The sequence below is a fragment of the Pantoea sp. OXWO6B1 genome (genome assembly GCF_001641135.1).
In the GTDB taxonomy this organism is placed as follows: Bacteria; Pseudomonadota; Gammaproteobacteria; order Enterobacterales; family Enterobacteriaceae; genus Pantoea; species Pantoea allii.
In genome coordinates this window covers 1,366,734-1,392,893 of record NZ_LWLR01000001.1, presented here as the reverse complement: position 1 = coordinate 1,392,893, position 26,160 = coordinate 1,366,734, and the positions used below count along the sequence as shown (strand labels likewise).

At 53.6% G+C, this 26,160-nt stretch carries 24 protein-coding genes and 1 other annotated feature; of the genes, 5 read left to right on the top strand and 19 right to left on the bottom strand.

Annotated elements, in window-relative coordinates; all coding sequences use genetic code 11:
• Positions 1-67: 67 nt before the first annotated feature.
• Genes ispH through ribF form a run of 5 tightly spaced genes read right to left on the bottom strand, consistent with a single transcriptional unit; the run spans position 68 to position 5,751 of the window.
• Entirely contained in the window at positions 68-1,018 is a 951-nt protein-coding gene (ispH, locus tag A6A26_RS08685) for a 4-hydroxy-3-methylbut-2-enyl diphosphate reductase (protein ID WP_063878362.1), read from the bottom strand.
• On the bottom strand, positions 999-1,469 hold the full coding sequence (gene fkpB / locus A6A26_RS08680) for an FKBP-type peptidyl-prolyl cis-trans isomerase (protein ID WP_063878361.1): 471 nt from the start codon (positions 1,467-1,469) through the stop codon (positions 999-1,001). The genes ispH and fkpB overlap by 20 nt, the downstream gene beginning before the upstream one ends.
• Before the next feature lie 3 nt (positions 1,470-1,472).
• Complete coding sequence (lspA, locus tag A6A26_RS08675; RefSeq protein WP_063878360.1) at positions 1,473-1,976, bottom strand: signal peptidase II; 504 nt, start codon at positions 1,974-1,976, stop codon at positions 1,473-1,475.
• On the bottom strand, positions 1,976-4,795 hold the full coding sequence (gene ileS / locus A6A26_RS08670) for an isoleucine--tRNA ligase (RefSeq protein WP_063878359.1): 2,820 nt from the start codon (positions 4,793-4,795) through the stop codon (positions 1,976-1,978). Before ileS ends, lspA begins: the two co-directional genes overlap by 1 nt.
• A 29-nt stretch (positions 4,796-4,824) precedes the next feature.
• Positions 4,825-5,751 (bottom strand): bifunctional riboflavin kinase/FAD synthetase, encoded by a 927-nt coding sequence (gene ribF / locus A6A26_RS08665; RefSeq protein ID WP_063878358.1) that lies wholly within the window; start codon positions 5,749-5,751, stop codon positions 4,825-4,827.
• A 316-nt stretch (positions 5,752-6,067) separates the two neighbouring features.
• Here ribF and rpsT point away from each other — a divergent pair, with 316 nt between their 5' ends.
• The gene (gene rpsT / locus A6A26_RS08660; RefSeq protein ID WP_006117633.1) at positions 6,068-6,331 is read left to right on the top strand and encodes a 30S ribosomal protein S20; all 264 of its coding nucleotides are present in this window, start codon (positions 6,068-6,070) and stop codon (positions 6,329-6,331) included.
• Positions 6,332-6,747: 416 nt separating this feature from the next.
• Here the strand turns inward: rpsT and nhaA are convergent, their stop codons facing one another.
• The 6 genes from nhaA to tal form a co-directional block, all read right to left on the bottom strand.
• On the bottom strand, positions 6,748-7,926 hold the full coding sequence (gene nhaA, locus A6A26_RS08655) for a Na+/H+ antiporter NhaA (RefSeq protein WP_063878357.1): 1,179 nt from the start codon (positions 7,924-7,926) through the stop codon (positions 6,748-6,750).
• A gap of 257 nt (positions 7,927-8,183) precedes the next feature.
• Positions 8,184-9,329: a molecular chaperone DnaJ gene (gene dnaJ, locus A6A26_RS08650; protein WP_063878356.1), complete on the bottom strand. Its 1,146-nt coding sequence runs from the start codon at positions 9,327-9,329 to the stop codon at positions 8,184-8,186.
• Positions 9,330-9,431: 102 nt separating this feature from the next.
• The gene (gene dnaK, locus A6A26_RS08645; RefSeq protein WP_063878355.1) at positions 9,432-11,342 is read right to left on the bottom strand and encodes a molecular chaperone DnaK; all 1,911 of its coding nucleotides are present in this window, start codon (positions 11,340-11,342) and stop codon (positions 9,432-9,434) included.
• Between the two features lie 455 nt (positions 11,343-11,797).
• Positions 11,798-13,105, bottom strand: coding sequence for an MFS transporter (locus tag A6A26_RS08640; RefSeq protein ID WP_063878354.1), 1,308 nt, complete (start codon positions 13,103-13,105; stop codon positions 11,798-11,800).
• Between the two features lie 104 nt (positions 13,106-13,209).
• Positions 13,210-13,797 (bottom strand): molybdopterin adenylyltransferase, encoded by a 588-nt coding sequence (gene mog, locus A6A26_RS08635; RefSeq protein WP_063878353.1) that lies wholly within the window; start codon positions 13,795-13,797, stop codon positions 13,210-13,212.
• A gap of 117 nt (positions 13,798-13,914) precedes the next feature.
• Complete coding sequence (tal, locus tag A6A26_RS08630; RefSeq protein WP_063878352.1) at positions 13,915-14,868, bottom strand: transaldolase; 954 nt, start codon at positions 14,866-14,868, stop codon at positions 13,915-13,917.
• A gap of 206 nt (positions 14,869-15,074) precedes the next feature.
• Here tal and yaaA point away from each other — a divergent pair, with 206 nt between their 5' ends.
• A complete protein-coding gene (gene yaaA / locus A6A26_RS08625) occupies positions 15,075-15,848 on the top strand; it encodes a peroxide stress protein YaaA (RefSeq protein ID WP_063878351.1) in 774 nt (257 codons plus the stop codon).
• A gap of 69 nt (positions 15,849-15,917) precedes the next feature.
• On the opposite strand, the gene thrC is transcribed toward yaaA, so the two are convergent.
• From thrC to A6A26_RS08600, 5 genes are all read right to left on the bottom strand, one after another.
• Entirely contained in the window at positions 15,918-17,201 is a 1,284-nt protein-coding gene (gene thrC / locus A6A26_RS08620) for a threonine synthase (RefSeq protein ID WP_063878350.1), read from the bottom strand.
• Between the two features lie 3 nt (positions 17,202-17,204).
• Complete coding sequence (thrB, locus tag A6A26_RS08615) at positions 17,205-18,134, bottom strand: homoserine kinase (RefSeq protein WP_063881104.1); 930 nt, start codon at positions 18,132-18,134, stop codon at positions 17,205-17,207.
• A 2-nt stretch (positions 18,135-18,136) separates the two neighbouring features.
• Positions 18,137-20,599 (bottom strand): bifunctional aspartate kinase/homoserine dehydrogenase I, encoded by a 2,463-nt coding sequence (thrA, locus tag A6A26_RS08610; RefSeq protein WP_063878349.1) that lies wholly within the window; start codon positions 20,597-20,599, stop codon positions 18,137-18,139.
• 25 nt (positions 20,600-20,624) lie between these two features.
• Positions 20,625-20,749 (bottom strand) — a sequence feature (Thr leader region).
• Positions 20,682-20,756 carry a thr operon leader peptide gene (gene thrL, locus A6A26_RS26255; RefSeq protein WP_109707012.1) on the bottom strand — a complete coding sequence of 25 codons (75 nt, stop codon included), beginning with the start codon at positions 20,754-20,756 and terminating at the stop codon, positions 20,682-20,684. (Overlaps the previous feature by 68 nt.)
• A gap of 195 nt (positions 20,757-20,951) precedes the next feature.
• Complete coding sequence (locus tag A6A26_RS08600) at positions 20,952-21,650, bottom strand: tRNA/rRNA methyltransferase (protein ID WP_063878347.1); 699 nt, start codon at positions 21,648-21,650, stop codon at positions 20,952-20,954.
• A 606-nt stretch (positions 21,651-22,256) separates the two neighbouring features.
• Between A6A26_RS08600 and arcA the strand changes: the two genes are divergently transcribed.
• Positions 22,257-22,973 carry a two-component system response regulator ArcA gene (gene arcA / locus A6A26_RS08595; RefSeq protein WP_013024548.1) on the top strand — a complete coding sequence of 239 codons (717 nt, stop codon included), beginning with the start codon at positions 22,257-22,259 and terminating at the stop codon, positions 22,971-22,973.
• Between the two features lie 47 nt (positions 22,974-23,020).
• On the opposite strand, the gene creA is transcribed toward arcA, so the two are convergent.
• The gene (gene creA, locus A6A26_RS08590) at positions 23,021-23,494 is read right to left on the bottom strand and encodes a protein CreA (protein ID WP_063878346.1); all 474 of its coding nucleotides are present in this window, start codon (positions 23,492-23,494) and stop codon (positions 23,021-23,023) included.
• 195 nt (positions 23,495-23,689) lie between these two features.
• Here creA and robA point away from each other — a divergent pair, with 195 nt between their 5' ends.
• Complete coding sequence (robA, locus tag A6A26_RS08585; protein WP_063878345.1) at positions 23,690-24,556, top strand: MDR efflux pump AcrAB transcriptional activator RobA; 867 nt, start codon at positions 23,690-23,692, stop codon at positions 24,554-24,556.
• A 39-nt stretch (positions 24,557-24,595) separates the two neighbouring features.
• Here robA and gpmB read toward each other — a convergent pair whose 3' ends face one another.
• Positions 24,596-25,243 carry a 2,3-diphosphoglycerate-dependent phosphoglycerate mutase GpmB gene (gene gpmB / locus A6A26_RS08580; protein WP_063878344.1) on the bottom strand — a complete coding sequence of 216 codons (648 nt, stop codon included), beginning with the start codon at positions 25,241-25,243 and terminating at the stop codon, positions 24,596-24,598.
• 60 nt (positions 25,244-25,303) lie between these two features.
• On the opposite strand from gpmB, the gene yjjX reads away from it, so the two are divergent.
• Positions 25,304-25,822 (top strand): inosine/xanthosine triphosphatase, encoded by a 519-nt coding sequence (yjjX, locus tag A6A26_RS08575; RefSeq protein WP_063878343.1) that lies wholly within the window; start codon positions 25,304-25,306, stop codon positions 25,820-25,822.
• Here the strand turns inward: yjjX and trpR are convergent, their stop codons facing one another.
• Entirely contained in the window at positions 25,823-26,143 is a 321-nt protein-coding gene (gene trpR / locus A6A26_RS08570; protein WP_063878342.1) for a trp operon repressor, read from the bottom strand.
• Positions 26,144-26,160 lie beyond the last annotated feature (17 nt).

Here is a 26,160-nt window from a genome sequence, read left to right as displayed (position 1 = left end):
CGCAGGCCTGGTCTGAAAAGCAAAAAGGCCGAACAGAGTCGGCCTTTTAATAACTGCGAGTGTGCGGTTACTGCACATTGCGGACGTCAACCCGCAACTCTTTGGGGACTTCAAACACAATGTTTTCTTCCCGCCCTTCCAGCACTCTCGCTTCGCCACCGCCCAGTTCCTGCAGGCGAGCAATCACGTTCTGAACCAGAATATCGGGCGCTGACGCACCGGCCGTAACGCCAACACAACCTACAGAGACTACCCACTCAGGCTGAATGTCCGCCGCATCATCAATCAGATAGGCAGCTTTACCCATGCGCTGTGCCAGCTCGGCCAGGCGATTGGAGTTGGACGAGTTTTTCGATCCGACCACCAGCACCACATCGGCCTGTTGCGACATTGCCCTTACGGCTTCCTGACGGTTGGTGGTGGCATAGCAAATATCGTCTTTGCGTGGCCCCACGATTTTCGGGAAACGGGCGCGCAGCGCATCAATCACGTCTGACGTATCATCCACCGACAGCGTGGTTTGGGTCATAAAGGACAGGCGGTTGTCATCTTTAACGTCCAGTTTCCAGACGTCGTCCGGCGACTCCACCAGATACATCCCGCCCTTGGGGTTATTGTACTGCCCCATGGTGCCTTCCACTTCCGGATGGCCTGCGTGACCAATCAGCACCGACTCTTCACCCCGACGGCTGGCACGGGCGACTTCCATATGAACTTTAGTGACTAAGGGACAGGTGGCATCAAAGACGGTGAGCTCACGCCCCTTCGCCTCATTGCGCACCGCCTGAGACACGCCGTGGGCAGAGAAGATCAGGATAGCGCCATCGGGCACTTCCGCGATCTGCTCAATAAAAATGGCCCCGCGCTGACGCAGGCTGTCCACCACGTAGCGGTTATGTACCACTTCATGACGCACATAAACCGGCGCACCAAACAGGGTGAGTGCGTTTTCAACAATGCTGATGGCACGATCGACACCCGCACAAAAACCACGTGGATTAGCCAGCAGAATTTGCATTGTTCGCCTCCAGTACCGGATCGATATCCAGCACCTCAATATCAAACTGAACGCGGTGGCCTGCCAGCGGATGATTGAAATCCACAGTGATTGAATCACCGGAAATCTCCCGAATCACGCCCGGCATTTCACTACCGCCCATTCCGGTAAACAGCATGATGGCACCGATCTCCGGCTCACCCGTATCGATAAAATCACGACGGGAAAAGTACTGGATAAGATCGGGGCTGACGCTGCCAAAGGCATCTTCTGGCGCCAGCGTGAAATGATGTTTTTCACCCGCTTTTAATCCCAACAGTGCCTGCTCCAGCGGGCCAGACAGGCTACCGTCGCCGAGCCGAAACAGCGCAGGTTTACCGTTGGCGCGGGTGGATTCTGCCACAGAGCCGTCTTCCAGCTTCATGACGAAATGCAACAACACCGCGCTGTCGCCCTGTACAGACTCAGTCATGCTTTACCCTTTTTTAACCTGCTTGCTGGAAGGGTTGAAAAAGCCCTCCAGCACCACCAACGCGGCACCGATACAGATGCCGCAGTCAGCGATATTAAATGTAGCAAAGTGCCAGTTACCGACATAGAAATCGATAAAATCCACCACGAAGCCATGATACGAACGGTCAAACAGATTGCCCACTGCGCCGCCAATGATCAATGCATAGGCGATATTGGCTATCTTCTGACTGGCGCTGTTGCGGTACATCATCACCAGCAACGAGATCACAATTGCCAGCGCAATACCGGCAAAGAACCAGCGCTGCCAGCCGCCTTTATCAGCAAGGAAACTGAACGCTGCGCCGTAGTTGTGCGCATAGAACAGGTTAAGGAACGGCATTAGCGGCTGCGTTTCATGCAGCATCATGTTGTTCATTACCCACTGCTTGCTGACGAAATCAACAACGATAACTAACAGCACCAGCCACAGCCAGCGCAATCCGGTGGAGAAAACAGGTTTACTCATCAGGCAAACTTACGCTCTTCGCCGTTTCCGGCTACGTTGGTGTAACAGCGACCGCACACCGCAGCGTGCTCGGGATTCTGACCGACGTCAGTAGTGTAGTGCCAGCAGCGAGGGCATTTCTCGCCTTCTGCTTTATTCAGGCCGATTTTCAGACCTTTTAACAGTTCGCTCTGCTGCGCGTCACCGCCTGCCTGGGCGTAATCAGCAACCTGTGCGCCAGAGGTCAGCAGCACAAAACGCAGTTCGTTACCTAACGCCTGCAGTTTCGTCGCCAGGTCCGCATCGGCATACAGCGTCACGGACGCTTCCAGCGCGCCGCCGATACGTTTGTCGCTACGCGCCTGCTCGATCACCTTGTTCACTTCACCACGTACTTTAAGCAGTTCTGCCCAGTACGCATCGTTCAGCGCTTCGTTTTCTGGCAGACCAAACAGGCCGGTATACCACTCTTCTGTGAACACGTACTTCGCCCGATCGCCTGGCAGATAGCCCCAGATTTCGTCGGCCGTGAAAGACATGATCGGTGCCATCCAGCGCACCAGCGCCTCAACAATGTGCCACAGTGCCGACTGGCAGCTGCGACGCGCCAGGCTGTCGCCTTTCGCGGTGTACTGGCGGTCTTTGATGATATCGAGGTAGAACGACCCCATTTCCACGGAGCAGAACTGCATCAGGCGCTGAATCACCTCGTGGAAATCGTAGTTCTCGTAGGAGGCAACGATATCAGCCTGCGCAGCCTGCGCACGTCCGACTGCCCAGCGATCGACCACCACCATCTCTTCCGGCTTAACCAGATCGGTTAGCGGATTAAAGCCGCTCAGGTTGGCTAACAGGAAGCGCGCCGTATTACGGATGCGACGGTAGGCATCCGCAGAACGTTTCAGGATTTCGTCCGATACCGCCATCTCACCCGAGTAATCGGTAGAGGCGACCCACAGGCGTAAAATGTCCGCACCCAGTTTGTCCATCACATCCTGCGGCGCAACGGTATTGCCAATGGATTTCGACATCTTGCGGCCCTGACCATCGACGGTGAAACCGTGCGTCAGCACCTGACGATAAGGCGCTTTGCCTTTCATTGCCGTGGAAATCATCAGCGAAGACATAAACCAGCCACGATGCTGATCCGAACCTTCCAGATACATATCCGGTGTATTGCCGCCAAACTCCGGACGGGCATCGACAACCGAATAGCTGGTTGAACCGGAATCAAACCAGACGTCCAGGGTGTCCGGCACTTTAACGTAGTGATCGGCATCGTCGCCCATCAGATCGCGCGGATCGAGATCCCACCAGGCCTGAATGCCCTCTTGCTCAACACGCTGGGCCACTTTTTCCATCAGCGCCAGGGTTTCAGGATGCAGCGCTTCGGTCTCTTTATGCACGAACAGCGCCATGGGCACGCCCCAGGTACGCTGACGGGAAATACACCAGTCAGGGCGGTTGGCAACCATGGATTCAATTCGCGCCTGGCCCCAGTCCGGAATCCACTGAACGCCTTTGATCTCCTGCAGTGATTGAGCACGCAGGCCTTTCTGATCCATGCTGATAAACCACTGCGGCGTGGCACGGAATATAATCGGGGTTTTATGACGCCAGCAGTGCGGGTAGCTGTGCAGCAGTTTTTCAACATGCAGCAGGGCACCCTTCTCTTTCAGCAGTTCAACGATCATGTCGTTGGCTTTAAAGACGTTGATGCCGTCAAGACCGGGATAAGTCCCTGGCAGGTAGGCGCCATCGGGGCCGACCGGATTCGCCGTCTCCAGACCATATTTCTGACCAATCACGTAGTCATCCGGGCCATGACCGGGGGCAGTGTGAACGGCACCCGTACCGGCATCCAGCGTGACGTGTTCGCCTAAGACGACTTTGGACTGAATCTGCTCAAGCAACGGATGCTGGAACAGCTGCAATTCCAGTGCCGCGCCCTGGCACTCACCCAGCACGGTCCAGTCGCTGATGCCTGCGCGTTTCATCACGCTCTCAACCAGATCTTTTGCCAGGATCAGGCTGCGGCCATCAATCTGCAGTAGCTGGTATTCGAACTCAGGGTGCAGTGAAATGCCGCGGTTAGCCGGAATGGTCCATGGTGTTGTGGTCCAGATCACCAGCGAAACCGGGCCTTCTGAGGCGGTGACGCCAAAGGCTGCACGCACCGCATCGGCATCAAGGGCATTGAACATCACGTCGATGGACGGCGAGGTTTTGTCGTAGTATTCCACTTCGGCTTCGGCCAGCGCAGAACGGCAATCCATGCACCAGTGCACCGGCTTCGCGCCTTTATGCAGATGGCCATTGCCGATAATTTTACCCAGCGCACGAATGATATTGGCTTCGGTGGTGAAGTCCATGGTGAGGTAAGGACGATCCCAGTCACCCAGCACGCCCAGGCGAATAAAGTCGGCTTTTTGCCCCTCAACCTGTTCGGCGGCATACTGACGGCAGGCGGCGCGGAATTCGGCGGCGCTGACTTTTTCGCCCGGCTTGCCGATCATCTGCTCAACTTTATGCTCGATAGGCAAACCGTGACAGTCCCAGCCCGGCACATAAGGCGAGTCGTAACCTGCCATGCCTTTAGACTTCACAATAATGTCTTTCAGAATCTTGTTAACGGAGTGACCAATATGAATGCTGCCGTTCGCATAAGGAGGGCCATCATGCAGGATAAAGGTTTTTTTCCCTTTCTTGGCTTCGCGGATGATGCCGTACAGATTGTCATCATACCAACGTTGCAGCATTCCCGGTTCGCGCTTGGCCAGATCGCCACGCATGGGGAACCCCGTTTCCGGCAAATTCAGGGTTGATTTATAGTCACTCATCAGATTCTCGATTCCGTTTTTCGCTCAGGTTACAGACCAAAAAATTGTCGGGCCGTTACCGTATCTTTCGCAATTTGCTCTTTCAACGCATCCAGTGAAGCAAAGCGCTGCTCGTTTCGTATTTTCTGCTTCAACACCACATCAATGTGGCGACCATAGAGATCCATATTGATGTCCAACAGGTGAACTTCAAGCTGTTGGCGTAAACCTTTTACCGTTGGGCGCGTACCAATATTGGCCACGCCGGGCAGCGGCGTTGGCCCCAGGCCCTCGACTTCAACCGCATAAACGCCTTTGACCGGCGATACGCAGCGCCGTAACGGGATATTGGCCGTAGGGAACCCCAGTGTCCGTCCCAGTGCATCACCGTGCACGACGCGCCCTGAGATACTGAAAGGATGGCCCAATAGCGACTGCGCCAGCGCTAAGTTGTCCTCAGCCAGTGCCTGACGCACCGCTGTGCTGCTGATGCGCTTACCGCCATCACAAAACGTTTCTGTGCTGACCACATCAAAACCATACTGGGCACCGGCTTTCTGTAATAGCAGGAAATCCCCCTGGCGACCAGCGCCAAAGCGGAAATCATCCCCGACAGCCAGATAGTTGACGCCCAGTTTGTTCACCAGCAGTTCGCTGATAAAACTCTGTGCCGATAACGCGGCAAAGCGATGGTCAAAACGCACACACAGCACGTAATCCACGCCAATTTCTGCCAGGTATTTTAGCTTTTCCCGCAAGCGGGTGAGCCTGGCGGGTGCGCTTTCGCCCGCAAAGAGTTCTAGCGGCTGCGGTTCAAACACCATGACCATCACTGGCAAATTACGTTTGCGTCCTTCTTCCAGCAACCGCCCCATCAGCGCCTGATGACCGCGGTGCACACCATCGAAATTACCGATGGTCAAAACGCAGCCGTGATGCTGCGCATTAAGATTATGAATACCGCGGATAAACTTCATGGCTGACTCAAACCTGTGGAAATCGGCGGATTATACCCTCGAAAGCCGTCAAGGTTAACCCGTGAACACGCCTTTCATGCGTAACAGGCCGTAATTACTGACATGCAGAGCCGTTGAGAGAATTTTGTTGCGAAATACTGTATTCAGGGAGCGGAAGCTGGTAGAATCTTGCGCCATCAAATACGTAACCGAGTGTCGTACAGGTTATCACGAGTAACGACGCTTATTTGCACAAATCCATTGACAACAGAAGGTCCAAAAGGCATAGTCCTCGGCCTTTGATTTGTCTCTATCGAACATATTTGGGAGTTGGACCTTGGCTAATATCAAATCAGCTAAGAAACGTGCCGTAACATCTGAGAAACGTCGCAAGCATAATGCAAGCCGTCGCTCTATGATGCGTACCTTCGTTAAGAAAGTATACGCGGCGATCGCTTCAGGCGACAAAGCTGCTGCGCAGAACGCATTTAATGAAATGCAACCAATCGTGGACCGTCAGGCTGCTAAAGGTCTGATCCACAAAAACAAAGCTGCACGTTATAAAGCAAACCTGACTGCACAGATCAACAAACTGGCTTAATCGCCATTTGTTCATCGCTTTGTTGAAAGAACCGGCGCTACGCCGGTTTTTTTATGCCTGCTATTTAGCGCCGCCAGGCGACTGTCTCTTCCTGACTTTATCTTCCTGCCCTGCCAGACAACCCACCGCCTCTGCACTGTTCTCAACCTGCCGAACCATGCTGCCCCAGGTTCAGGCCCGTAGCGCCCCGGACAGCCTCTCTCACGAGCCCTCTGTCGGGTTATCAGGCCCAGGGTTAACAGAGAAGGTCAATCACGGCGTGCTTACGAGTTCAGACCGGCCGCAGAGCAACACGATAACAGCCAGTCAACGCGCGATGTCATCGTGGGTCACAGGCCATATTGAGATGTTGAGATGTTGAGACAGGAACCAGCATTGCTGCAACACCGGATGAATGTGTTGCAGCAATGGCTTTTTTATCGCAGCTTGATGCGCAATAAGGTGTAGCCCAGCACGGCGGAGAGCAGTGAACCGCTAAGGATACCGAGCTTAGAGAACGTCACTAACTGCTCGTGGGCAGCGTCAAAGGCTAGCGAACTGATAAATATCGACATGGTAAAGCCAATGCCGCACAGCACGCCAATCGCCATGATATCGCGAATAGTCGTGCCGCCAGGCAAGGCTGCCAGCCTCAGCTTCACCGCCAGCCAGCAAAACAGCGTAATCCCCAGTGGCTTACCGATTAACAGGCCCAGGATGATACCCAGCGGCTCCGGCGACAACACGTCGCCAAAGGTGATGCCCGTCAGCGAAATGCCAGCGTTAGCAAAGGCAAACAGCGGCAGAATCAACCAGTTCACCCACGGCATTAAACCGTGCGCAAGGTGTTCCGCTGGCGAATGACCGTTTTTCTCTTCCAACGGCACGAAGAAGCCCACAATGACGCCCGCCAGCGTGGCATGCACGCCAGACTTCAGAACTGCGGTCCACAACACCATCCCAACCAGCATGTATACCGCGATGTTCCGCACGTTACAGCGGTTCAGCACGGCCAGCACCACGATAGCGCCTGCCGCCACGCTCAGGGACATCACAGACAGGTCGCTGGTGTAAAACAGCGCGATGATGACGATGGCACCCAGGTCGTCGATAATCGCCAGCGCCATCAGGAACACCTTCAGGGCGGGGGGAACACGACTGCCAAGCAGGGCAAGCACGCCGAGCGCAAACGCGATATCAGTAGCAGTAGGAATCGCCCAGCCATTTCGGGCTATCTCATCACCATGGTTAAACAGCAAAAACACAATGGCAGGTGCTGCCATGCCACCGACTGCGGCGATAACCGGAAAGATGGCCCGATCGCGACTGGCGAGTTCACCAGAGATCAATTCGCGCTTCACTTCCAGACCAATCAGCAGGAAAAAGAGCGCCATGAGCGCATCGTTTATCCACAGAAGCAGATTTTTACTGATATCCAGTTCGCCGAAGCGAATCTGTACCGGTGTGTCCAACAAAGCCTGGTAGCTCTGGGCGGTGGAAGCGCCATTAGCGAGGATCATAGCGACGACCGCAGCCAGAATGAGCACCATGCCGTTACTGGCATCACTCTCAATAAAACTTTTCAGTAAATGCTTGATACGACGAGGTTTTGACAAAACGCACTCCTCCTGAGCGGAAAACACAATGCCGAGCAGTGTAACGATTCACTGAACCCGAGAAAAAGCTTATTTATCCGCTTTTACATTAAGTCTGACGTTTTGTTACATCAAAGGGTGAGCCAGAGCAGGCCGGAAAGAGGACGATATCGGTGAAAGGGGCAGCATAAAGTGCGCGAGAAACCGTGTCAGCCGCGCAGAGCGCATAAAAAAACGGAGAGTCTCCTCTCCGTTTTTTATCACGCCAGACCGCTAAATTAACGGGTTAAGTCGTCGAAGAATTTCTTCACGCCGTCGAAGAAGCTTTTGGAGCGCGGGCTGTTATGTTCGCCGCTGGGTCCACCAAAGCTCTCTTCCAGCTCACGCAGTAACGCTTTTTGCTTGTCGTTGAGGCTGACAGGGGTTTCCACCACCACACGACACAGCAGATCGCCTACCGCACCGCCGCGCACCGATTTCACACCGCGTCCACGCATGCGGAACAGCTTGCCGGTTTGGGTTTCTGCCGGCACTTTCAGCTTCACCCGACCATCCAGCGTGGGCACTTCAATCTCACCGCCCAGGGCAGCCATCGCAAAGTTAATCGGTACTTCGCAGTACAGGTTATTCTCTTCACGCTCAAAGATCGGGTGTTTTTTCACCGACACCTGAACGTAGAGATCGCCCGCTGGCGCGCCCTGCTCACCGGCTTCGCCTTCACCGCTCAGACGAATACGGTCACCCGTATCCACACCAGCAGGAATTTTCACCGACAGGGTTTTCGATTTCTCTACACGACCGTGGCCGTGACAGGCATTGCAGGGATCTTTAATCACCGAGCCGCGACCGTGACAGGTCGGACAAGCCTGCTGGACGGTGAAGAAGCCCTGACGCATCTGTACCTGACCTGCACCATGACAGGTTGAACAGGTTTGCGGTTTGGTGCCCGCTTTTGCGCCGCTGCCATGGCACACGTCGCACTCTTCCAGCGTCGGAATACGGATCTCTTTGGTCACGCCGCGAACCGCTTCTTCCAGCGTCAGCTCCATGTTGTAGCGCAAATCTGCACCACGGGATGCACGCTGACGGCGGCCACCACCAAAGATGTCACCGAAAACGTCGCCAAAGATATCGCTGAAATCTGCACCGCCGCCGCCAAAGCCGCCACCGCCGTATCCGCCACCGCCCATACCACCTTGTTCAAAGGCAGCATGACCGTACTGATCGTAGGCCGCACGCTTCTGCGGGTCGGTCAGAATTTCGTAGGCTTCTTTCGCTTCTTTAAATTTGGTTTCCGATTCTTTATCACCGGGATTGCGGTCCGGGTGATGTTTCATCGCCAGGCGTTTGTAAGCCTTTTTGATTTCACGCTCGTCTGCAGATTTGGCGACGCCTAAAATCTCGTAGTAATCACTCTTCGCCATTTATTTAGCCCTTAACATGATCGCACGGGCGTGGAGAAAACTCCTACGCCCGTGCTGGTTTCAACGGCTGTCAGGGCAACCGTCGCGCCCGGTCAGGGGCAATTATTTCTTATTGTCTTTCACTTCTTCGAATTCAGCATCGACAACGTCGTCATCTTTTTTCGCTGACGCTTCGCCGGCTTCCGCTGCACCCGCCTGAGACTGCTGTGCTGCTTCCATCAGTTTGCTGGAGACTTCCATCAGCGCCTGCATTTTCGCGTCGATTTCTGCTTTATCTTCGCCTTTCAGCGCAGTTTCCAGTGCACTCAGTGCAGCTTCGATAGGCGCTTTGTCGTCGGCTGACAGTTTATCGCCCACTTCGTCCAGTTGCTTACGTGTGCTGTGAGCAATCTGGTCGCCCTGGTTACGGGTCTGCACCAGCTCTTCGAACTTACGGTCAGACTCAGCGTTAGCTTCCGCATCACGTACCATTTTCGCAATTTCATCTTCATTCAGACCTGAAGAGGCTTTAATGGTGATCTTCTGCTCTTTACCGCTGTTTTTGTCCTTCGCCGATACGTGCAGGATACCGTCCGCATCGATGTCAAAGGTCACTTCAACCTGCGGCATGCCGCGTGGCGCAGGCTGGATGCCGTCCAGGTTAAACTGGCCCAGTGACTTGTTGTCATTGGCACGCTTACGCTCACCCTGCAGCACGTGAATCGTTACCGCAGACTGGTTGTCTTCTGCCGTTGAGAACACCTGGCTGTGCTTAGTCGGGATGGTGGTGTTCTTGCTGATCAGCGAGGTCATCACGCCGCCCATGGTTTCGATACCCAGCGACAGCGGGGTTACGTCCAGCAGCAGAACGTCTTTAACATCACCACCTAACACACCGCCCTGTACCGCAGCACCCACGGCAACCGCTTCGTCCGGGTTAACGTCTTTACGTGGTTCTTTACCAAAGAATTCCGTTACTTTTGCCTGAACCAGTGGCATACGCGTCTGACCACCCACCAGGATGACGTCGTTGATGTCAGAAACGGACAGACCTGCATCCTGCAGAGCGACTTTCAGCGGCTCGATAGAGCGTGCAACCAGATCTTCAACCAGTGATTCCAGTTTCGAACGCGTTACTTTAATGTTCAGGTGTTTAGGACCGGTTGCATCCGCCGTGATGTACGGCAGGTTAACGTCAGTCTGCTGCGCAGAAGACAGCTCGATCTTGGCCTTCTCTGCGGCTTCTTTCAGACGCTGCATCGCCAGCGGATCGTTGTGCAGGTCAATGCCCTGATCTTTCTTGAATTCCGCAACCAGGTAGTTAATCAGACGGCTGTCGAAGTCTTCACCACCCAGGTGGGTATCACCGTTGGTCGCCAGTACTTCAAAGGTTTTTTCGCCATCAACTTCATCGATTTCGATGATAGAGATATCAAACGTACCACCACCCAGGTCATACACCGCGATAGTGCGGTTGCCCTGGCCTTTATCCAGACCGTAGGCCAGCGCCGCGGCGGTAGGTTCGTTGATGATACGTTTTACTTCCAGACCTGCGATACGGCCGGCGTCTTTGGTCGCCTGACGCTGCGCATCGTTAAAGTAGGCTGGAACAGTGATAACCGCTTCAGTAACGGGCTCACCCAGAAAATCTTCAGCCGTTTTCTTCATCTTTTTCAGGACTTCCGCAGAAATCTGCGGTGGTGCCATTTTCTGGCCTTTGACTTCCAGCCATGCGTCGCCGTTATCGGCACCCACAATTTTGTATGGCATGATTTTGATATCACGCTGTACTTCTTCGTCCTGGAAGCGACGGCCAATCAGGCGCTTGATCGCAAACAGGGTATTCTGCGGGTTGGTGACAGCCTGACGTTTAGCCGGTTGTCCGACCAGAGTTTCCCCGTCCTGGGTGTAAGCGATGATCGAAGGCGTGGTGCGATCGCCTTCCGCGTTTTCAAGCACACGCGCTTTCGTGCCGTCCATGACCGCAACACAAGAGTTGGTTGTACCCAGGTCAATACCAATAATCTTACCCATCTAAACATCTCCCACTTAAATTCGTTGCCAGTTTGGGTTGTGAACCTTTTATGTGGGCGGGTTGCTTACATTCAACCCATCCTCACATGCTTTTTTTTACAACGTTCACAACGCTCGATGACAAGTAAATGGGGTCGCTTAGAAGCGCATCAAGGGTTAAATGAAAAAAAATTTTCAGTACCTGTCAGACCAGGATCAAAGACGGTGATGATTACGCTGAAGATTATGCGGCTCGCCGCGCTCATTCTGCGTTAAGCCGACCACCCGATTAACGAGGAGAATTGCGCTGAGTAACGCTGACAACAACAATGGCTACCCTGCCCCTGAGAGTTAACAGGATGTGGCATGAGCTGTTGTTTGCCATGCTACAGGGCACAGGGCGGCTTGCGCCCTTCTGCCGACTGGCGCAAGCCGCCCTGTCAAAGCAACACGCGAAGCCAGGCTCCGCGTGTGATTTATGCCTGTTTTATCCCGTCGTAGAGGTCTGGCTCATGACTGATATCTTGTCTGAGCCAGAGACCAGTCAGCAATCCCACCAGCGCAAGCGCCATGACATACCAGCCAGGTGCCATAGGGGAGACCGCTGTCAGCAGTGTCACGCAAATCGGCGTCAGGCCACCAAATACCGCATAAGAAAGGTTATAAGAGAAGGATAATCCGGTGAAACGGACCTCTGCCGGGAACGCGCGAACCATGATAAAGGGCACAATCCCGACCACGCCAACGCTAAAACCCACCAGCCCATACAGCGGAAACAGATAGTCGGGATACTGGGGAGCCAGGGAATAGAACATCCAGCTACACAACGCCAGCAGCAGGCTTCCGATGCTTAGCGTCCGGCTGGCCCCGAAACGGTCCACCAGCAGCCCGGCAACGATGCAGCCCACACACAACATGATAATCGCCATGCTGTTCGCCTTTAAGGTGAGCGCGGGGGCCATACCATGCTGTTTCTGCAGCCAGACCGGCGCCATTAAAATCACCACCACGATGCAGGCCGACAGCATCCAGGTCAGCAGAATCGAAATCACCACCGATTTTTGATGCTTCATCACCACGGTTTTCAGCGGTAGCTCCTGTGCCAGGGTTTTACGCTGCTGCATTTCGACAAAAACCGGGGTTTCATGCAGCCAGCGGCGTAAATACATTGCGCCGAGGCCAAACAATCCGCCCAGGAAGAACGGAATGCGCCAGCCACCATCATGAATGGCCTGCTGGGTCATAGAGGTATTAATTAAAGTCGCCACCACCGAGCCCAACAGGATGCCGATAGTGAGTCCGGCGGTCAGCGTACCGCAGGCGATGCCAATTCGTTTGTAAGGCACATGCTCCGCCACAAAAACCCATGCTCCAGGAACTTCGCCGCCAATGGCCGCGCCCTGCAACATGCGCATCAGCAACATCAACAAAGGTGCAGCCAGGCCAATCGTGTCCCAACCCGGCAGCGCGCCCATGGCAAGCGTTGGCAGCGCCATTAACAAAATGCTCAGGCTAAACATTTTTTTGCGCCCGACTTTGTCGCCAAAGTGGGCCATGATAATCCCGCCCAGCGGACGTGCCAGATAACCCGCAGCGAAAATGGCAAACGTCTGTAGCTGGCGGAGCCATTCAGGAATGTCGCTGGGGAAGAAGATCTCGCCAATCACGGCGGCAAAAAAAACGAAGATGATGAAGTCGTAAAATTCCAGCGCGCCACCCAGCGCCGCGAGGGCCAGCGTTTTATAATCCTGGGGTTTCAGGCGCGGTGTCTCAAGTGTGGTCATAAGCGTCCAGAGAAAGTGAAAGCAGTTGTAAAGCTGCGCTTACTATACCGTCAATTGATCACCACACCAGCGAGCCTGTAGCTTATTCCTGAAAAGCAGAATATTTAGTTATTTATCTCACGTATCGCGCTTTTGGGGCGAAAAGCTGCTACCACATCGGCGTTCGTTTCAACATAGGGACCTTCGAGCAACTGTAAACAATAAGGTACGGCGGCAAAGATACCCGGCACCTTCACCTTGCCCTGCGCGTCTTTAAGCCCTTCCAGGGTTTCCTTGATCGACTTCGGCTGGCCTGGCAGATTAAGAATAAGTGACTGCTTACGGATCACCCCCACCTGACGCGACAGAATGGCGGTAGGCACAAACTGCAGGCTGATTTGCCGCATCTGCTCACCAAAACCCGGCATCTCACGATCGGCCACGGCGAGCGTGGCATCGGGCGTGACATCACGTCGCGCCGGGCCGGTCCCGCCGGTGGTCAAAACAAGATGGCAAAAGCGTTCATCGACCAGTTCACAAATCGCCTGTTCGATCATGGGCTGTTCATCAGGGACCAGGCGCGTTTCCACTTCAAAAGGGGTGCCGATCGCGCTGTTGAGCCAGGCTTCCAGGGCAGGAATCCCCTGATCCTGATAAATCCCGTTCGCGGCGCGATCGGAAACCGAGATCAATCCGATACGTAATGTGTTCATGATGATATTCGCTGTGATTTACCGCAGGGCGGTGGATGAGAAAGGACGTACTAAGAAGAATAACAAACGGTGGCGGAAAGGGAAAACCGTGGCGACAGTGCCGCCACGGTAGAAAGATTACAGCATTTCTGCCAGCATCTTCTCGAGTTTGCCTTGGTCGATGGCAAAATTACGAATGCCTTCGGCCAGCTTGCTGACGGCCATTGGGTCCTGGTTGTGCTGCCACAGGAACTCAGATTCGGTCATCCTGGCCGGACGCGCTTTGACTTCGCCGCTATAGCTCAGCTTACGCTCCAGGGTCCCTTCACTTTCCGCCAGCTCTTTCAGCAGCGCAGGGGAAATGGTCAAACGGTCACAGCCAGCCAGTTCAATGATTTCGCCGACGTTACGGAAGCTTGCGCCCATCACCACGGTTTCATAACCATGCTGCTTGTAGTAGTCATAGATTTCAGACACGGAAACCACGCCTGGATCTTCGTGTGGCGCGTACTCTTTCTTGTCCGTGTTCGCTTTATACCAGTCGAGGATACGGCCCACAAAGGGTGAAATCAGATACACGCCCGCTTCAGCACAGGCACGTGCCTGAGCGAAAGAGAACAGCAGAGTCAGGTTACAGTTGATGCCTTCTTTTTCCAGCTGTTCTGCCGCGCGAATGCCCTGCCAGGTTGACGCCAGCTTGATCAGGATACGATCGTTGCTGATACCGGCGTCGTTATACAATTTGATCAGGCTGCGTGCTTTCGCGATGCTGGCGTCGGTGTCATAAGAAAGGCGAGCATCCACTTCGGTGGAAACACGGCCCGGCACCAGCTTAAGGATTTCCAGACCAATGTTAACGGCCAGCTTGTCGGATACCAGCTGCAGTTGCTGTTCTTTGTCGCTGCTCTGCTGGCGCGCCCAGGCGATCGCTTCATCAATCAGTTTGCGGTATTCAGGGATTTGAGCAGCGTTGAGAATCAGAGAAGGGTTGGTGGTCGCGTCCTGGGGCTGATACAGCTTCATCGCTGCGATATCACCGGTGTCGGCCACTACGGTGGTCAGTTGACGCAGGGAGGTCAGTTTGTCCGTCATGTTTTTTCTCTTAGTTAACTGTCAGGGTGATAAAAGGCTGTTGGGATAATATCACGCGGTAACGGTGGTGCAAGGTCAGGGAATGCCGTTTACGATAGCGCGAACAAATAGGAGTGATTTGCCGATCCTTGCGGCTTTTTTGCTACACTGCGGGCGACAATTACAGGCTAACCCCTTAAAAAAAGGGACTCATTGAGGACGCGACGATGTTGATGGTGATCTCTCCCGCCAAGACGCTGGATTATGAAAGCCCCCTGGCGACACAGCGCTTTACCCAGCCTGCGCTGTTAGAAAAGTCACAACAGCTGATTAAAATTGCGCGCAAGCTGTCGCCTGCGCAGGTCGCGTCATTGATGAGTATTAGCGACAAGCTGGCGCATTTAAATGCTGAGCGTTTTAACAGCTGGCAGCCCGATTTCAGCCTGGAGAATGCCCGTCAGGCCATTCTGGCGTTTAAAGGCGACGTCTATACCGGTTTGCAGGCCGAAACCTTTAGTGAAAAAGACTTCGACTTTGCTCAGGATCATCTGCGCATGCTGTCTGGCCTGTATGGCCTGCTGCGTCCGCTGGATTTAATGCAGCCTTATCGGCTGGAGATGGGCATCAAACTGGCTAACCCGGCAGGTCATGATCTTTACCATTTCTGGGGCGATCTGTTAACGGAAAAACTTAACGACGCGCTGGCAAGCCAGGGGGATGACGTGTTGATTAATCTGGCTTCCGATGAATACTTCAAAGCGATTAAGCCGAAGAAGCTACAGGCGCGCCTGATTAAACCGGTCTTTCTGGACGAGAAAAACGGCAAGTTCAAAGTGATCAGTTTCTACGCGAAAAAGGCCCGGGGATTGATGACTCGCTATATCATTCAGCACCGCCTGACGAAGCCAGAGCAGTTAACGCGGTTTGACGTTGATGGCTATGCGTTTGCCGCTGATGAAAGCCGTGAGAACGAACTGGTGTTCAAACGCGCCGAGCAGTAAGACTGCCCGACGCATCGGTCTTCAAGACGCAGAGGGGGTGAGTGCCCCCTCTGCGTGATGACCTGAACACTACTTAAGCAAAAATGCCCGCAGTTGAGCAAAGTCCGCGTTCATCTTGTGCGACAGCAAGGGCAAATCCGCACGCTCAGCCAGTTCTGCAGGCAAGGCCAGTTTCTGATCCAGGATGCTTTCCACGCTCTCCAGGAACTTAGCCGGATGCGCCGTGCCAAGGAATAAACCAAACTCCCCGTCCTGCAGTTGATCACGTAACAAACGCCAGGCAATTGCCGCATGTGGCTCAGATACGTAACCCAGTTTAGCCAGTTCGCGCATGGCTTCCCGCGTCACATCGTCCGTTACCGCGCCGTAAGCCAGATCGCCCAAACGCCAGGTTTTGCGGCGGAACAACTCTTCCACACGCGGCCAGTTGTTTGGCTGGCTGACGTCCATCGCATTCGACAGCGTCGCGACGGTAGCGTTAGGCTGCCATTCGCCGTTGCCAAGGAAACGTGGCACGGTGTCGTTGGCGTTGGTCGCGGCGATAAAACGCTTAATCGGCAGGCCCAGTGACTTCGCCAGCAGACCGGCCGTTAAATCACCAAAGTTTCCGCTTGGCACTGACACGACCAGTTGATTACGTTTCTCCTGCGGCAGTTGGGCAACCGCTTCGAAGTAGTAACAAATCTGCGCCAGCAGGCGGCTGATATTAATTGAGTTGGCGGAGTTCAGGCCGATGGCCTTCTTTAGTTCCTGATCGTCAAACGCCTGCTTAACCAGCGACTGACAGGCATCAAAATCACCCTCTATGGCGATGGTTTCGATGTTGCCGCCAAGGGTACAGAACAATTTTTCCTGTAACGGGCTAATTTTTCCCTGCGGATAGAGAATAACGACACGCACGTTCTCCATACCGTAAAACGCGTGGGCCACGGCGGCACCGGTATCCCCGGAGGTCGCTGTCAGAATGGTGATCTGCTCATCTGAACCGCTGACGTAGGCCAGCATTTGCGCCATAAAACGACCGCCAAAGTCTTTGAACGCCAGCGTCGGACCGTGAAACAGCTCAAGACAGGCGATATCGTCGCTCACTTCTTTCAGCGGGGCCGGGAAGGTAAAGGCGGTTTTAAGACGTTCGGTCAGATGCTGCGCCGGGATTTCATCACCAATATAGGCCGACAGGATTTTACTACTGCGCGTAACAAAATCCATTTCCAGCATGGCATCGATGTCGGTCAGTTCAAATTCCGGCAGTTCGAGCGGGAAAAACAGCCCTTGCTGTGAACCCAGACCCTGTTTCACCGCCTGGGCGAAGCTGACCTGCTCGTTATGATCCTTAAGATTGTAGAGTTTCATGCGTTATCCCAGTTTACGTGCGCCAGCCGTATCAAGACGGCAGATATGGACGAAGCCTTCATCGTTCTGCAGATAGTGCTGGCTCAGCCAGTCGGCCACCTGCTGTGCCGTTTCCATTTGGTTGCAAATGGCGAATAGCGTGGGACCTGAGCCCGAAATCCCGCAGGCCAGCGCCCCAATGTCCAGAGCGGCCTGACGAGCCTGGGCAAAGCCCGGTAACAGCTGAGTACGATAAGGCTCAGCAATGACATCCTGCATCAGTTTAGCGGCCAGCGCAGGTTGGCGCGTATGACAGGCGTGAACAAAACCTGCCAGCAGACGACCGTGTTTGATGCAGTCCTGTTTAGCATACTGCGCCGGTAAAATCGCCCGCGCTTCAGCGGTCGAGACTTTAATGCCCGGATAGGCCATCACCCAGAGCCAGTCGTCAAATCCCGGTACTGACTGACTGATAATACCGTTTTCTTGCAGAATCAGCTGAATGCCGCCAAGGAAACAGGGCGCAACATTATCGTAATGGACGCCACCGGAGACGCGCCCTTCCAGTTCGCCCATCAGGTCCAGAAGCTGGGTATCATCCAGGGGTTTACCGCAAAACTCGTTCATTGCCATCAGTCCTGCCACTACAGAGCAGGCGCTGGAGCCAAGGCCCGAGCCAATCGGCATATTTTTTTCCAGCGTCATCGTCACCGGCACCGTTTTGCCAATCGCTTCACAGAAGCGCTGCCAGCACTGATAAACGATATTCTCTTTGGGGTCGCTGGGCAGTTTACTGACAAACCGGCCCGAATTGATCAGGCTAAAGCTGTCAGCGGCCTCAACGGACACGCAATCCCCCAGCAACGAGCCATCGGCTGGCGATACCGTCGCGCCCAACACGTCAAACCCCACGCTGACGTTACCGATTGAGGCTGGCGCATAAATTTTTACCATCATTACACTCCCAACTTCCATGACAGTGTGCGCAGCAGATCGGCGAAAACGCCTGCGGCTGTCACATCATTTCCTGCACCGTATCCGCGTAATACTAACGGAATCGGCTGATAATAGCGGCTGTAAAAAGCCAGCGCGTTTTCGCCATTTTTGACTTTGAAAAGCGGATCGTTACCGTCAACCGCATCGATCTTCACTTTGCAGGCTCCGCCCTCTTCGATCACGCCAACCAGACGTAACACTTTCCCTTCAGCACGCGCCTGTTCCACTCTGGCTGCAATCGCCGCATCGGCTTCGGGTAACTGCTGCATAAACTGTTCAACATCAGCAATCGCGTTCAGGTGCGCGGGCAGTAGCGGTTCGATATCAACATCGCTCATCTCCAGCGAATGGCCGGCTTCACGTGCCAGAATCAGTAGCTTACGCGCTACGTCCGTACCAGAAAGATCGTCACGTGGATCGGGCTCAGTAAAGCCCATCTCGCGTGCCATGCGCGTCGCTTCTGACAACGATACACCTTCGTCCAGCTTACCAAAAATATAAGACAGTGAACCTGACAGAATACCGGAGAACTTAATCAACTCATCGCCTGCATTCAGCAGGTTTTGCAGGTTCTCGATCACCGGTAATCCCGCGCCGACGTTCGTGTCATACAGGAACTTACGACGCGATCCGGCCGCGGCAACACGCATCTTCTGATAGTATTCCCACGACGAAGTATTGGCCTTTTTATTTGGCGTGACCACGTGAAAACCTTCGGCCAGAAAGTCCGCGTACTGGTCGGCAACCGCCTGACTCGATGTACAATCCACAATCACCGGATTCAGTAGATGGTACTCTTTGACCAGGCGGATTAAGCGTCCCAGATTAAACGGCTCTTTGGCCTGCGCCATTTCGCCTTTCCAGTTGCTGAGATCGATACCGTGGACGTTGGTTAACAGCGCACGGGAATTGGCGATGCCGCAAACACGCAGATCAATATGCTTTTGCTTGAGCCACGCCTGTTGACGATGCAACTGATCCAGCAATGCACCGCCTACACCGCCGACGCCTACCACAAAGACTTCAATCACCTGGTCGGTGGCAAACAGCATCTGGTGCACGACGCGCACGCCCGTGGTGACGTCATCATTATTGACCACGACCGAAATGGAGCGTTCAGACGATCCCTGAGCAATGGCGATAATATTAATGTTGGCGCGCGCCAGCGCAGAGAAGAACTTCGCTGAAATTCCGCGCAGGGTGCGCATCCCGTCACCCACGACCGAGATAACCGCCAGGTTTTCGATAACGTCCAGCGCATCCAGTAGGCCATCTTTCAACTCAAGGTAGAATTCCTCTTCCAGCACGCGGCGCGCACGCGCCTGCTCGCTCTGCGGCACGCAGAAGCTGATGCTGTATTCAGAGGACGACTGCGTGATTAACACCACCGAAATGCCGGTGCGCGACATGGTGGCGAACACGCGAGCCGCCATGCCGACCATGCCTTTCATTCCCGGGCCGGAGACGTTAAACATCGCCATATTATTCAGGTTAGTGATGCCCTTAACCGGGAAGTCGTCCTGTTCGCCATGACCGCTAATCAGCGTGCCGGGGGCTTGCGGGTTAGCGGTGTTTTTGATCAGGCAAGGGATTTGAAACTGTGCAATAGGCGCGATAGTGCGTGGATGCAGGACTTTAGCCCCGAAATAGGACAGCTCCATGGCTTCCTGATAAGACATGGATTTAAGCAGACGAGCATCCGGCACCTGGCGCGGATCGCAAGTATAAACCCCGTCCACATCGGTCCAGATCTCACAGCAATCGGCGCGCAGGCAGGCAGCCAGCACCGCCGCCGAGTAGTCAGAACCGTTACGTCCCAGCACGACCAGCTCACCCCGCTCATTCCCGGCGGTAAAACCGGCCATCAGGATCATATTTTCTGCGGGAATTTTACTGGCTTCAATGCGGCGGGTTGATTCGGCGATATCGACAGTCGACTCAAGATAGTGGCCAATGGCTAAGAGTTTCTCGACCGGATCGATAACGCTGACGCCATAGCCTCGCGCCTCAAGCAGCTTTTCCATAATGGCGATAGAGAGCTTCTCACCACGACAAATAATGGCGGCATTGACGCTGTCCGGGCACTGTCCCAACAGGCTGATACCGTGCAGCACCTGCTTGAGTTGGGCAAACTCGCTGTCCACGCGGCTTTTGAGGCCGTCATAGTCAAAACCGGGTTGGGCCTCGGCCAGGCCCTGCAACAGTTCAGCAAAGATGCGCGTAGCGTCACTGATATTCGGCAGCGCATCCTGGCCGCTGATGGTTTTTTCAATCATCGCGACCAGATGGTTGGTGATCTTAGCAGGCGCAGAAAGCACGGTGGCAACCTGTCCTTGTTGCGCATTACTTTCCAGAATATCGGCCACGCGCAGAAAACGTTCTGCATTCGCAACCGAGGTCCCACCGAATTTCAGCACTCGCATGATGTCAACTCTCCTGATTTTGAGTCAAAAAAAAACCCGCACTCGTGAGGTGCGGGCTTCTTTTCTGTTTTTCCTGGATGCGTCAGCCCGCCCCTTTACCGATGGTAATGGTAATGGTGGTGGTAATAATTGTGGTGTTCAGGCTGTGATTACGCATTCAGATTTATTTTTTTCTGTCTGTCATTGATTGTCCGTCTGCGTCAAGAAGTAAAGCAAAGCGCACATCAAGTCAACGGTTTTATCCTTTGCGCAAATATAAACCACAATGTTTAGCATCCTGTTAAACAAAAAAAACCTGGCGAATCGTTTGGCATACCGCGCTTCATTAACATCTGTCACTAGATAGTCAGGTTTAACCCGAGGATTTATCTGCCAGCTTTTTTTCCACGTCATGCAGTAAACGATGCAGCATGGCACTGTCGCGCTGCTCCAGCAGGCCAATGCGCTGGTTAATCCAGTCTGACATTTTGCTGTCGTCACTGACCTCTAACTGCAACAGTAGCTGTTCAAACCGCTGGCGCAGCGCATGGAGCTGTTGTGCATCGGCAGACGGTGCCACCGGCGCGGCCACCTGGTTGAGCGCCGACAGCTGGTAGCAGTAAACCATGACCGCCTGCCCCAGGTTCAGTGAGGGATAGTCATTTGCCATCGGGATACCGGTAAGCAGGTCGACCTGTTCAAGCTCTTCGTTGGTCAGGCCGCTGTCTTCACGGCCAAACACCAACGCCATGCTGTTCACCCACTGCCGTTTCTCAAGCAACTGGGCCTCAACCTGTTGTGGCGTCGCATAATAGCGGAACCGGGCCCGGCTTCGCGCAGTGGTGGCGACGGAAAAATTGATATCCGCCAGCGCGTCGGTCAGTGTCTCAAAGGTTTTTACCCTATCCAGAATGTCTCCCGCACCATGTGCCACGCGCCGTGCTGCCGGGTCCTGCCATGCATCGCTGGCAACAATCCGCAATTCGCTGAATCCCATGGTTTTCATGGCGCGGGCAGCCGCACCGATATTTTCGGCCCGGGCAGGTGAAACGAGGATAAGAGGAAAAAGCATGATTGTTCCATCAGTTAATGTGTACGCCAGTAGTGTAACATGGCCCCTTATTATTAAGGGATATAGGCAGTCAGGTTAAAACCCTGAAATACATGTTAAAACACGTTAAAAAAGGCCGGAGAGTGTGTTTTTATCATAAAGTGCACATTATCAGAATAGTCCAAATAAAAGCCTTTCATTTCAGTCCACTGTAATAGTAAGTTCCTAACATCATATTTTGTGACAACCCCGTCTCACCGGCACAAAGATGATGCTTTATGTCAGCCAGCACGCTATTTTTTGAGATGTTTTTCACAGAAATGTTAACGTGCTACAATTGCATTTGATATAAGTCAACGAAGCGTTGTTTTTATGCTTACCAGTTGTTGTTATTGCTGTTAGGTTGCTGTTAATACAGTTAGTATATGTTTCAAATTATTTATTCCGCAGGGCATGGAATCTTTATCCCGGCTGGCTGAGCTAACACTGTTGTTGACCTTGATAAAAGCTTATCAAAATTTACTTTCGTACAACGGTTCAGCAAAGCTTGCCGTTCTCCGCACTGGAGAGCACCTAACCGCTGTACGCCCTGTTTTCAATTTAGTTGGCAAAATTAGGTAGCTAAACATGCAGACCCCGCACATTCTCATCGTTGAAGACGAACTGGTCACGCGTAATACCCTCAAAAGTATTTTTGAGGCGGAAGGTTATGTCGTATATGAAGCCACCGACGGTGCAGAAATGCATCAGGTGTTGACCGACAATGATGTCAATCTGGTTATCATGGACATCAACCTGCCAGGCAAAAATGGCCTGTTACTGGCGCGTGAACTGCGTGAGCAAGCTAATGTGGCATTGATGTTCCTGACCGGACGCGATAATGAAGTCGATAAGATCCTTGGGCTGGAAATTGGTGCAGATGACTACATCACCAAACCGTTCAACCCACGTGAATTAACTATTCGTGCCCGTAACCTGCTGTTGCGCACCATGAATTTGCCTTTGCCTAATGAAGAGCGCCGCCAGGTTGAAAGCTACAAGTTCAACGGCTGGGAGCTGGACATCAACAGCCGATCGCTGATCAATCCCAACGGTGAGCAGTACAAACTGCCGCGCAGTGAGTTCCGTGCCATGCTGCACTTCTGCGAAAATCCGGGCAAGATTCAGACACGTGCTGATTTGCTGAAGAAGATGACCGGACGCGACCTCAAGCCACACGATCGTACCGTTGACGTGACGATCCGTCGTATCCGCAAACATTTTGAATCCACGCCAGATACCCCGGAAATCATCGCCACCATTCATGGTGAAGGCTATCGTTTCTGCGGCGACCTGCAGGATTAATCTGTCGTTTTTTAAACGCCCTCACGGGCGTTTTTTATGTCCTGGCCTTAATGCCACGGCATAATCGGTACGGCGCTCAACGCATTTTTGGGTGAGCCATCCACCACTTTGTCTGAGTACGCCAGATAGACTAATGCGTTACGCTTGCTGTCAAAGAAACGCACAACCTGCAGTTTCTTAAAGATCAGCGACGTCCGCTGGCGGAACACCACGTCCCCTTCTGCTTTGCCTTTGGCAATTTTTTCACTCAGTTCAATCGGACCAATTTGCTGGCACGAAATGGCCGCGTCAGATGTATCCTCCGCTAATCCCAGCCCGCCCTTAATGCCGCCTGTTTTAGCCCGGCTAATGTAGCAAGTGACATTTTTTACGTCAGGATCGTCAAACGCCTCCACCACAATTTTATGATCAGGTCCAAATATCTTAAACACGGTGTTGACGGAGCCAATCTCTTCAGCCAGCAGCGGACCGGAAAACAGTAAACCTGCGAAGGTGAGGATTACAAGACGAAGTGTTGTCATTGAGTTACCATTGCAAATGTAATAGATGAGCATGTAATGTACTGTCAATTGATGCAATAACCAACGTAAAAAGGGTAGAAATTCCCGCGTAGATAGCACAACAATCCCTGTCAAAACCGAACATGTCTTTTAAGCAATAAGTGCTATTATTCGTCGACTTCATTTAGCTGCGCCACCAGAGTATGAGGATGTTTTATGGACCAAGCCGGTATCATTCGCGATTTGCTTGCCTGGCTGGAGAGCCATTTGGATCAACCACTTTCACTGGATAATGTTTCCATTAAAGCGGGTTATTCTAAATGGCATCTACAACGGATGTTTAAAGACGTTACCGGACACGCCATTGGCGCTTACATCCGGGCACGACGTCTTTCCAAAGCAGCGGTAGCACTTCGCCTGACCAGCCGCCCGATTCTCGATATTGCTCTGCAGTATCGTTTTGATTCACAACAGACCTTTACGCGAGCCTTTAAAAAGCAGTTTAATCAAACACCTGCATGGTATCGCCGTTCGTCAGAATGGAACTCCTTTGGTATCCGCCCGCCGATTCGGTTAGGGAATGAACAGCAGCCAGAATCGCAGTTCGTGACGCTTCCGGAAACCGTGCTGATGGGACAGACACAGAGTTATACCTGTACCCTGGAACAAATCTCCAGCTACCGTGATGAGATGCGTGTTCATTTCTGGAAACAGTTTCTGCTGGAAACGGATACGGTTCCGCCCGTGCTTTATGGGTTGCACCAGGTCCGTGCCAGTCATGAAAAGGATGATGAGCAGGAGATTCTGTACACCACGGCCGTTCCTGCCGACAGCGCAACCACGATGTATTCAGGGCAGAAGGTGATTCTTGAAGCGGGGGATTACGTTCAGTTCAACTACAATGGCCCGCGCGTGGAACTGCAGGAATTTATTCTGTTGCTGTACGGAACCTGTATGCCAACGCTGGGCCTGACGCGCCGGATGGGGCAGGATATTGAACGCTTTATTACCCATGGCGGCAAAAAGCGCAGCGAGCCGCCAACAGAGATTCACTGTGAATATCTGATTCCGATTCGCCGTTAAACGCTTGCGGTTATGCCGTCATCATGACGGCATAATCGATTAACGCTGAAGCTCGTCCATCGCAGGCGCGTCGAGGTGGGTGATATCACCCGCAGTCTCCACGACCCAACCCTGCGCCAGCCACGCGCTCTGCTGATGATCGACGCGTGAGATCGAACAGTTGCGCAGGCGAAGACGACGCTCGGCATAAGCCGGCAGCCCCAGAATCGTGCTGACCAGAACCCCCAGCGCCATACCGTGGCTGACCAGTAATGGACGGCTACCGGCTGGCAGCGCAAGACAGGCATCCAGAGCAGCCTGCATACGTTGCGCCAGCTCCGTCATTGACTCGCCCTGAGGAATACGGCCACCCTCGGTTCCGTTAACCAGCGAAGCGCGCCAGCGCTCTTCTTCCGCGCTCAGTTCGTCAAGCAGACGCTTTTCCAGTACGCCCATATTCAGCTCCCGCAAACGCGGGTCGAAGGTAATGTCACATCCACAGGCATCAGCAATGATTTCAGCGGTGCGCCGGGTGCGCCCTAAATCGCTGGAAATGATATGTGTGATACCTGCATTTTTGATACGTTCACCGACCTGACGGGCTTGTTGCTCACCTTTTTCCGTCAGCGGACTGTCGGAGTGCCCTTGAATGCGACGCTCTGCATTCCATACCGTTTCACCGTGACGAACAAGATAGACCTGTAGCATGCTTAGTTTCCGTTATACTGCGACCAAAATCGCCTTTATTACCTGAGGGTTCAATTGATTATGTACCATGTTGTCGCAGCTACCATTAATCCAGCAAAGATTCGTGCAATTGCTCAGGCATTCAACGACGTTTTCGGCGAGGGATCCTGCCATATTGAAGGGGTCGAGGTCGAGAGCGGCGTTGCCGCACAGCCATTAACCAATCACGAAACGCGAACTGGCGCACGTCAGCGTGTCATGAATGCCCGTCAGGTTCGCCCGGAAGCCGACTTCTGGGTGGCGATTGAAGCCGGTATTGAAGAAGAGTCTGCCTTTGCCTGGATGGTGGTGGAAAACCAGAAACAGCGTGGCGAGTCGCGTTCGGCCAGTTTTACCCTGCCGCCGGTTGTGATGGCCGGATTACGTGAAGGTCGCGAACTGGGCGAAGAGATGACACGCCTGACCGGGGTCGAAAACATTAAACACAAAGGTGGCGCGATCGGTACCTTGACCAATGGCCTGCTTAGCCGCACCAGCGTCTACCACCAGGCCTTGATTCTGGCGCTCTGTCCGCTCACACATCCGTTCTATCAGCAATAATCAGCGGCGATGAAGTTGCGCTTCCAGCCAGCGCTTCAGCTCTGGAGGGGCTTCTTTCAGGCTGTTTGAACCACGGGTTATCGTGGCAATTCCCACGCCCAGTTCATTTTTCAACTCACGCTGGCTGATATCGCCATTCAGCAAGGATTCAATGATACGCAAGCGTGTACCAAAAGCCTCTCGCTCATCAGGCGTCATCATCAGTTGCAACAGCGGCAGCGCGTGATGGTCCGCAAAAGCCTGTTGCATCAGGTCAACAAAACGCAGCCAGTCAGCGTCCGCAGCCGGTTCAGTGTTGGATGGCACAGAGGGTTGATTCATGAAAGGCTTCCGTACTC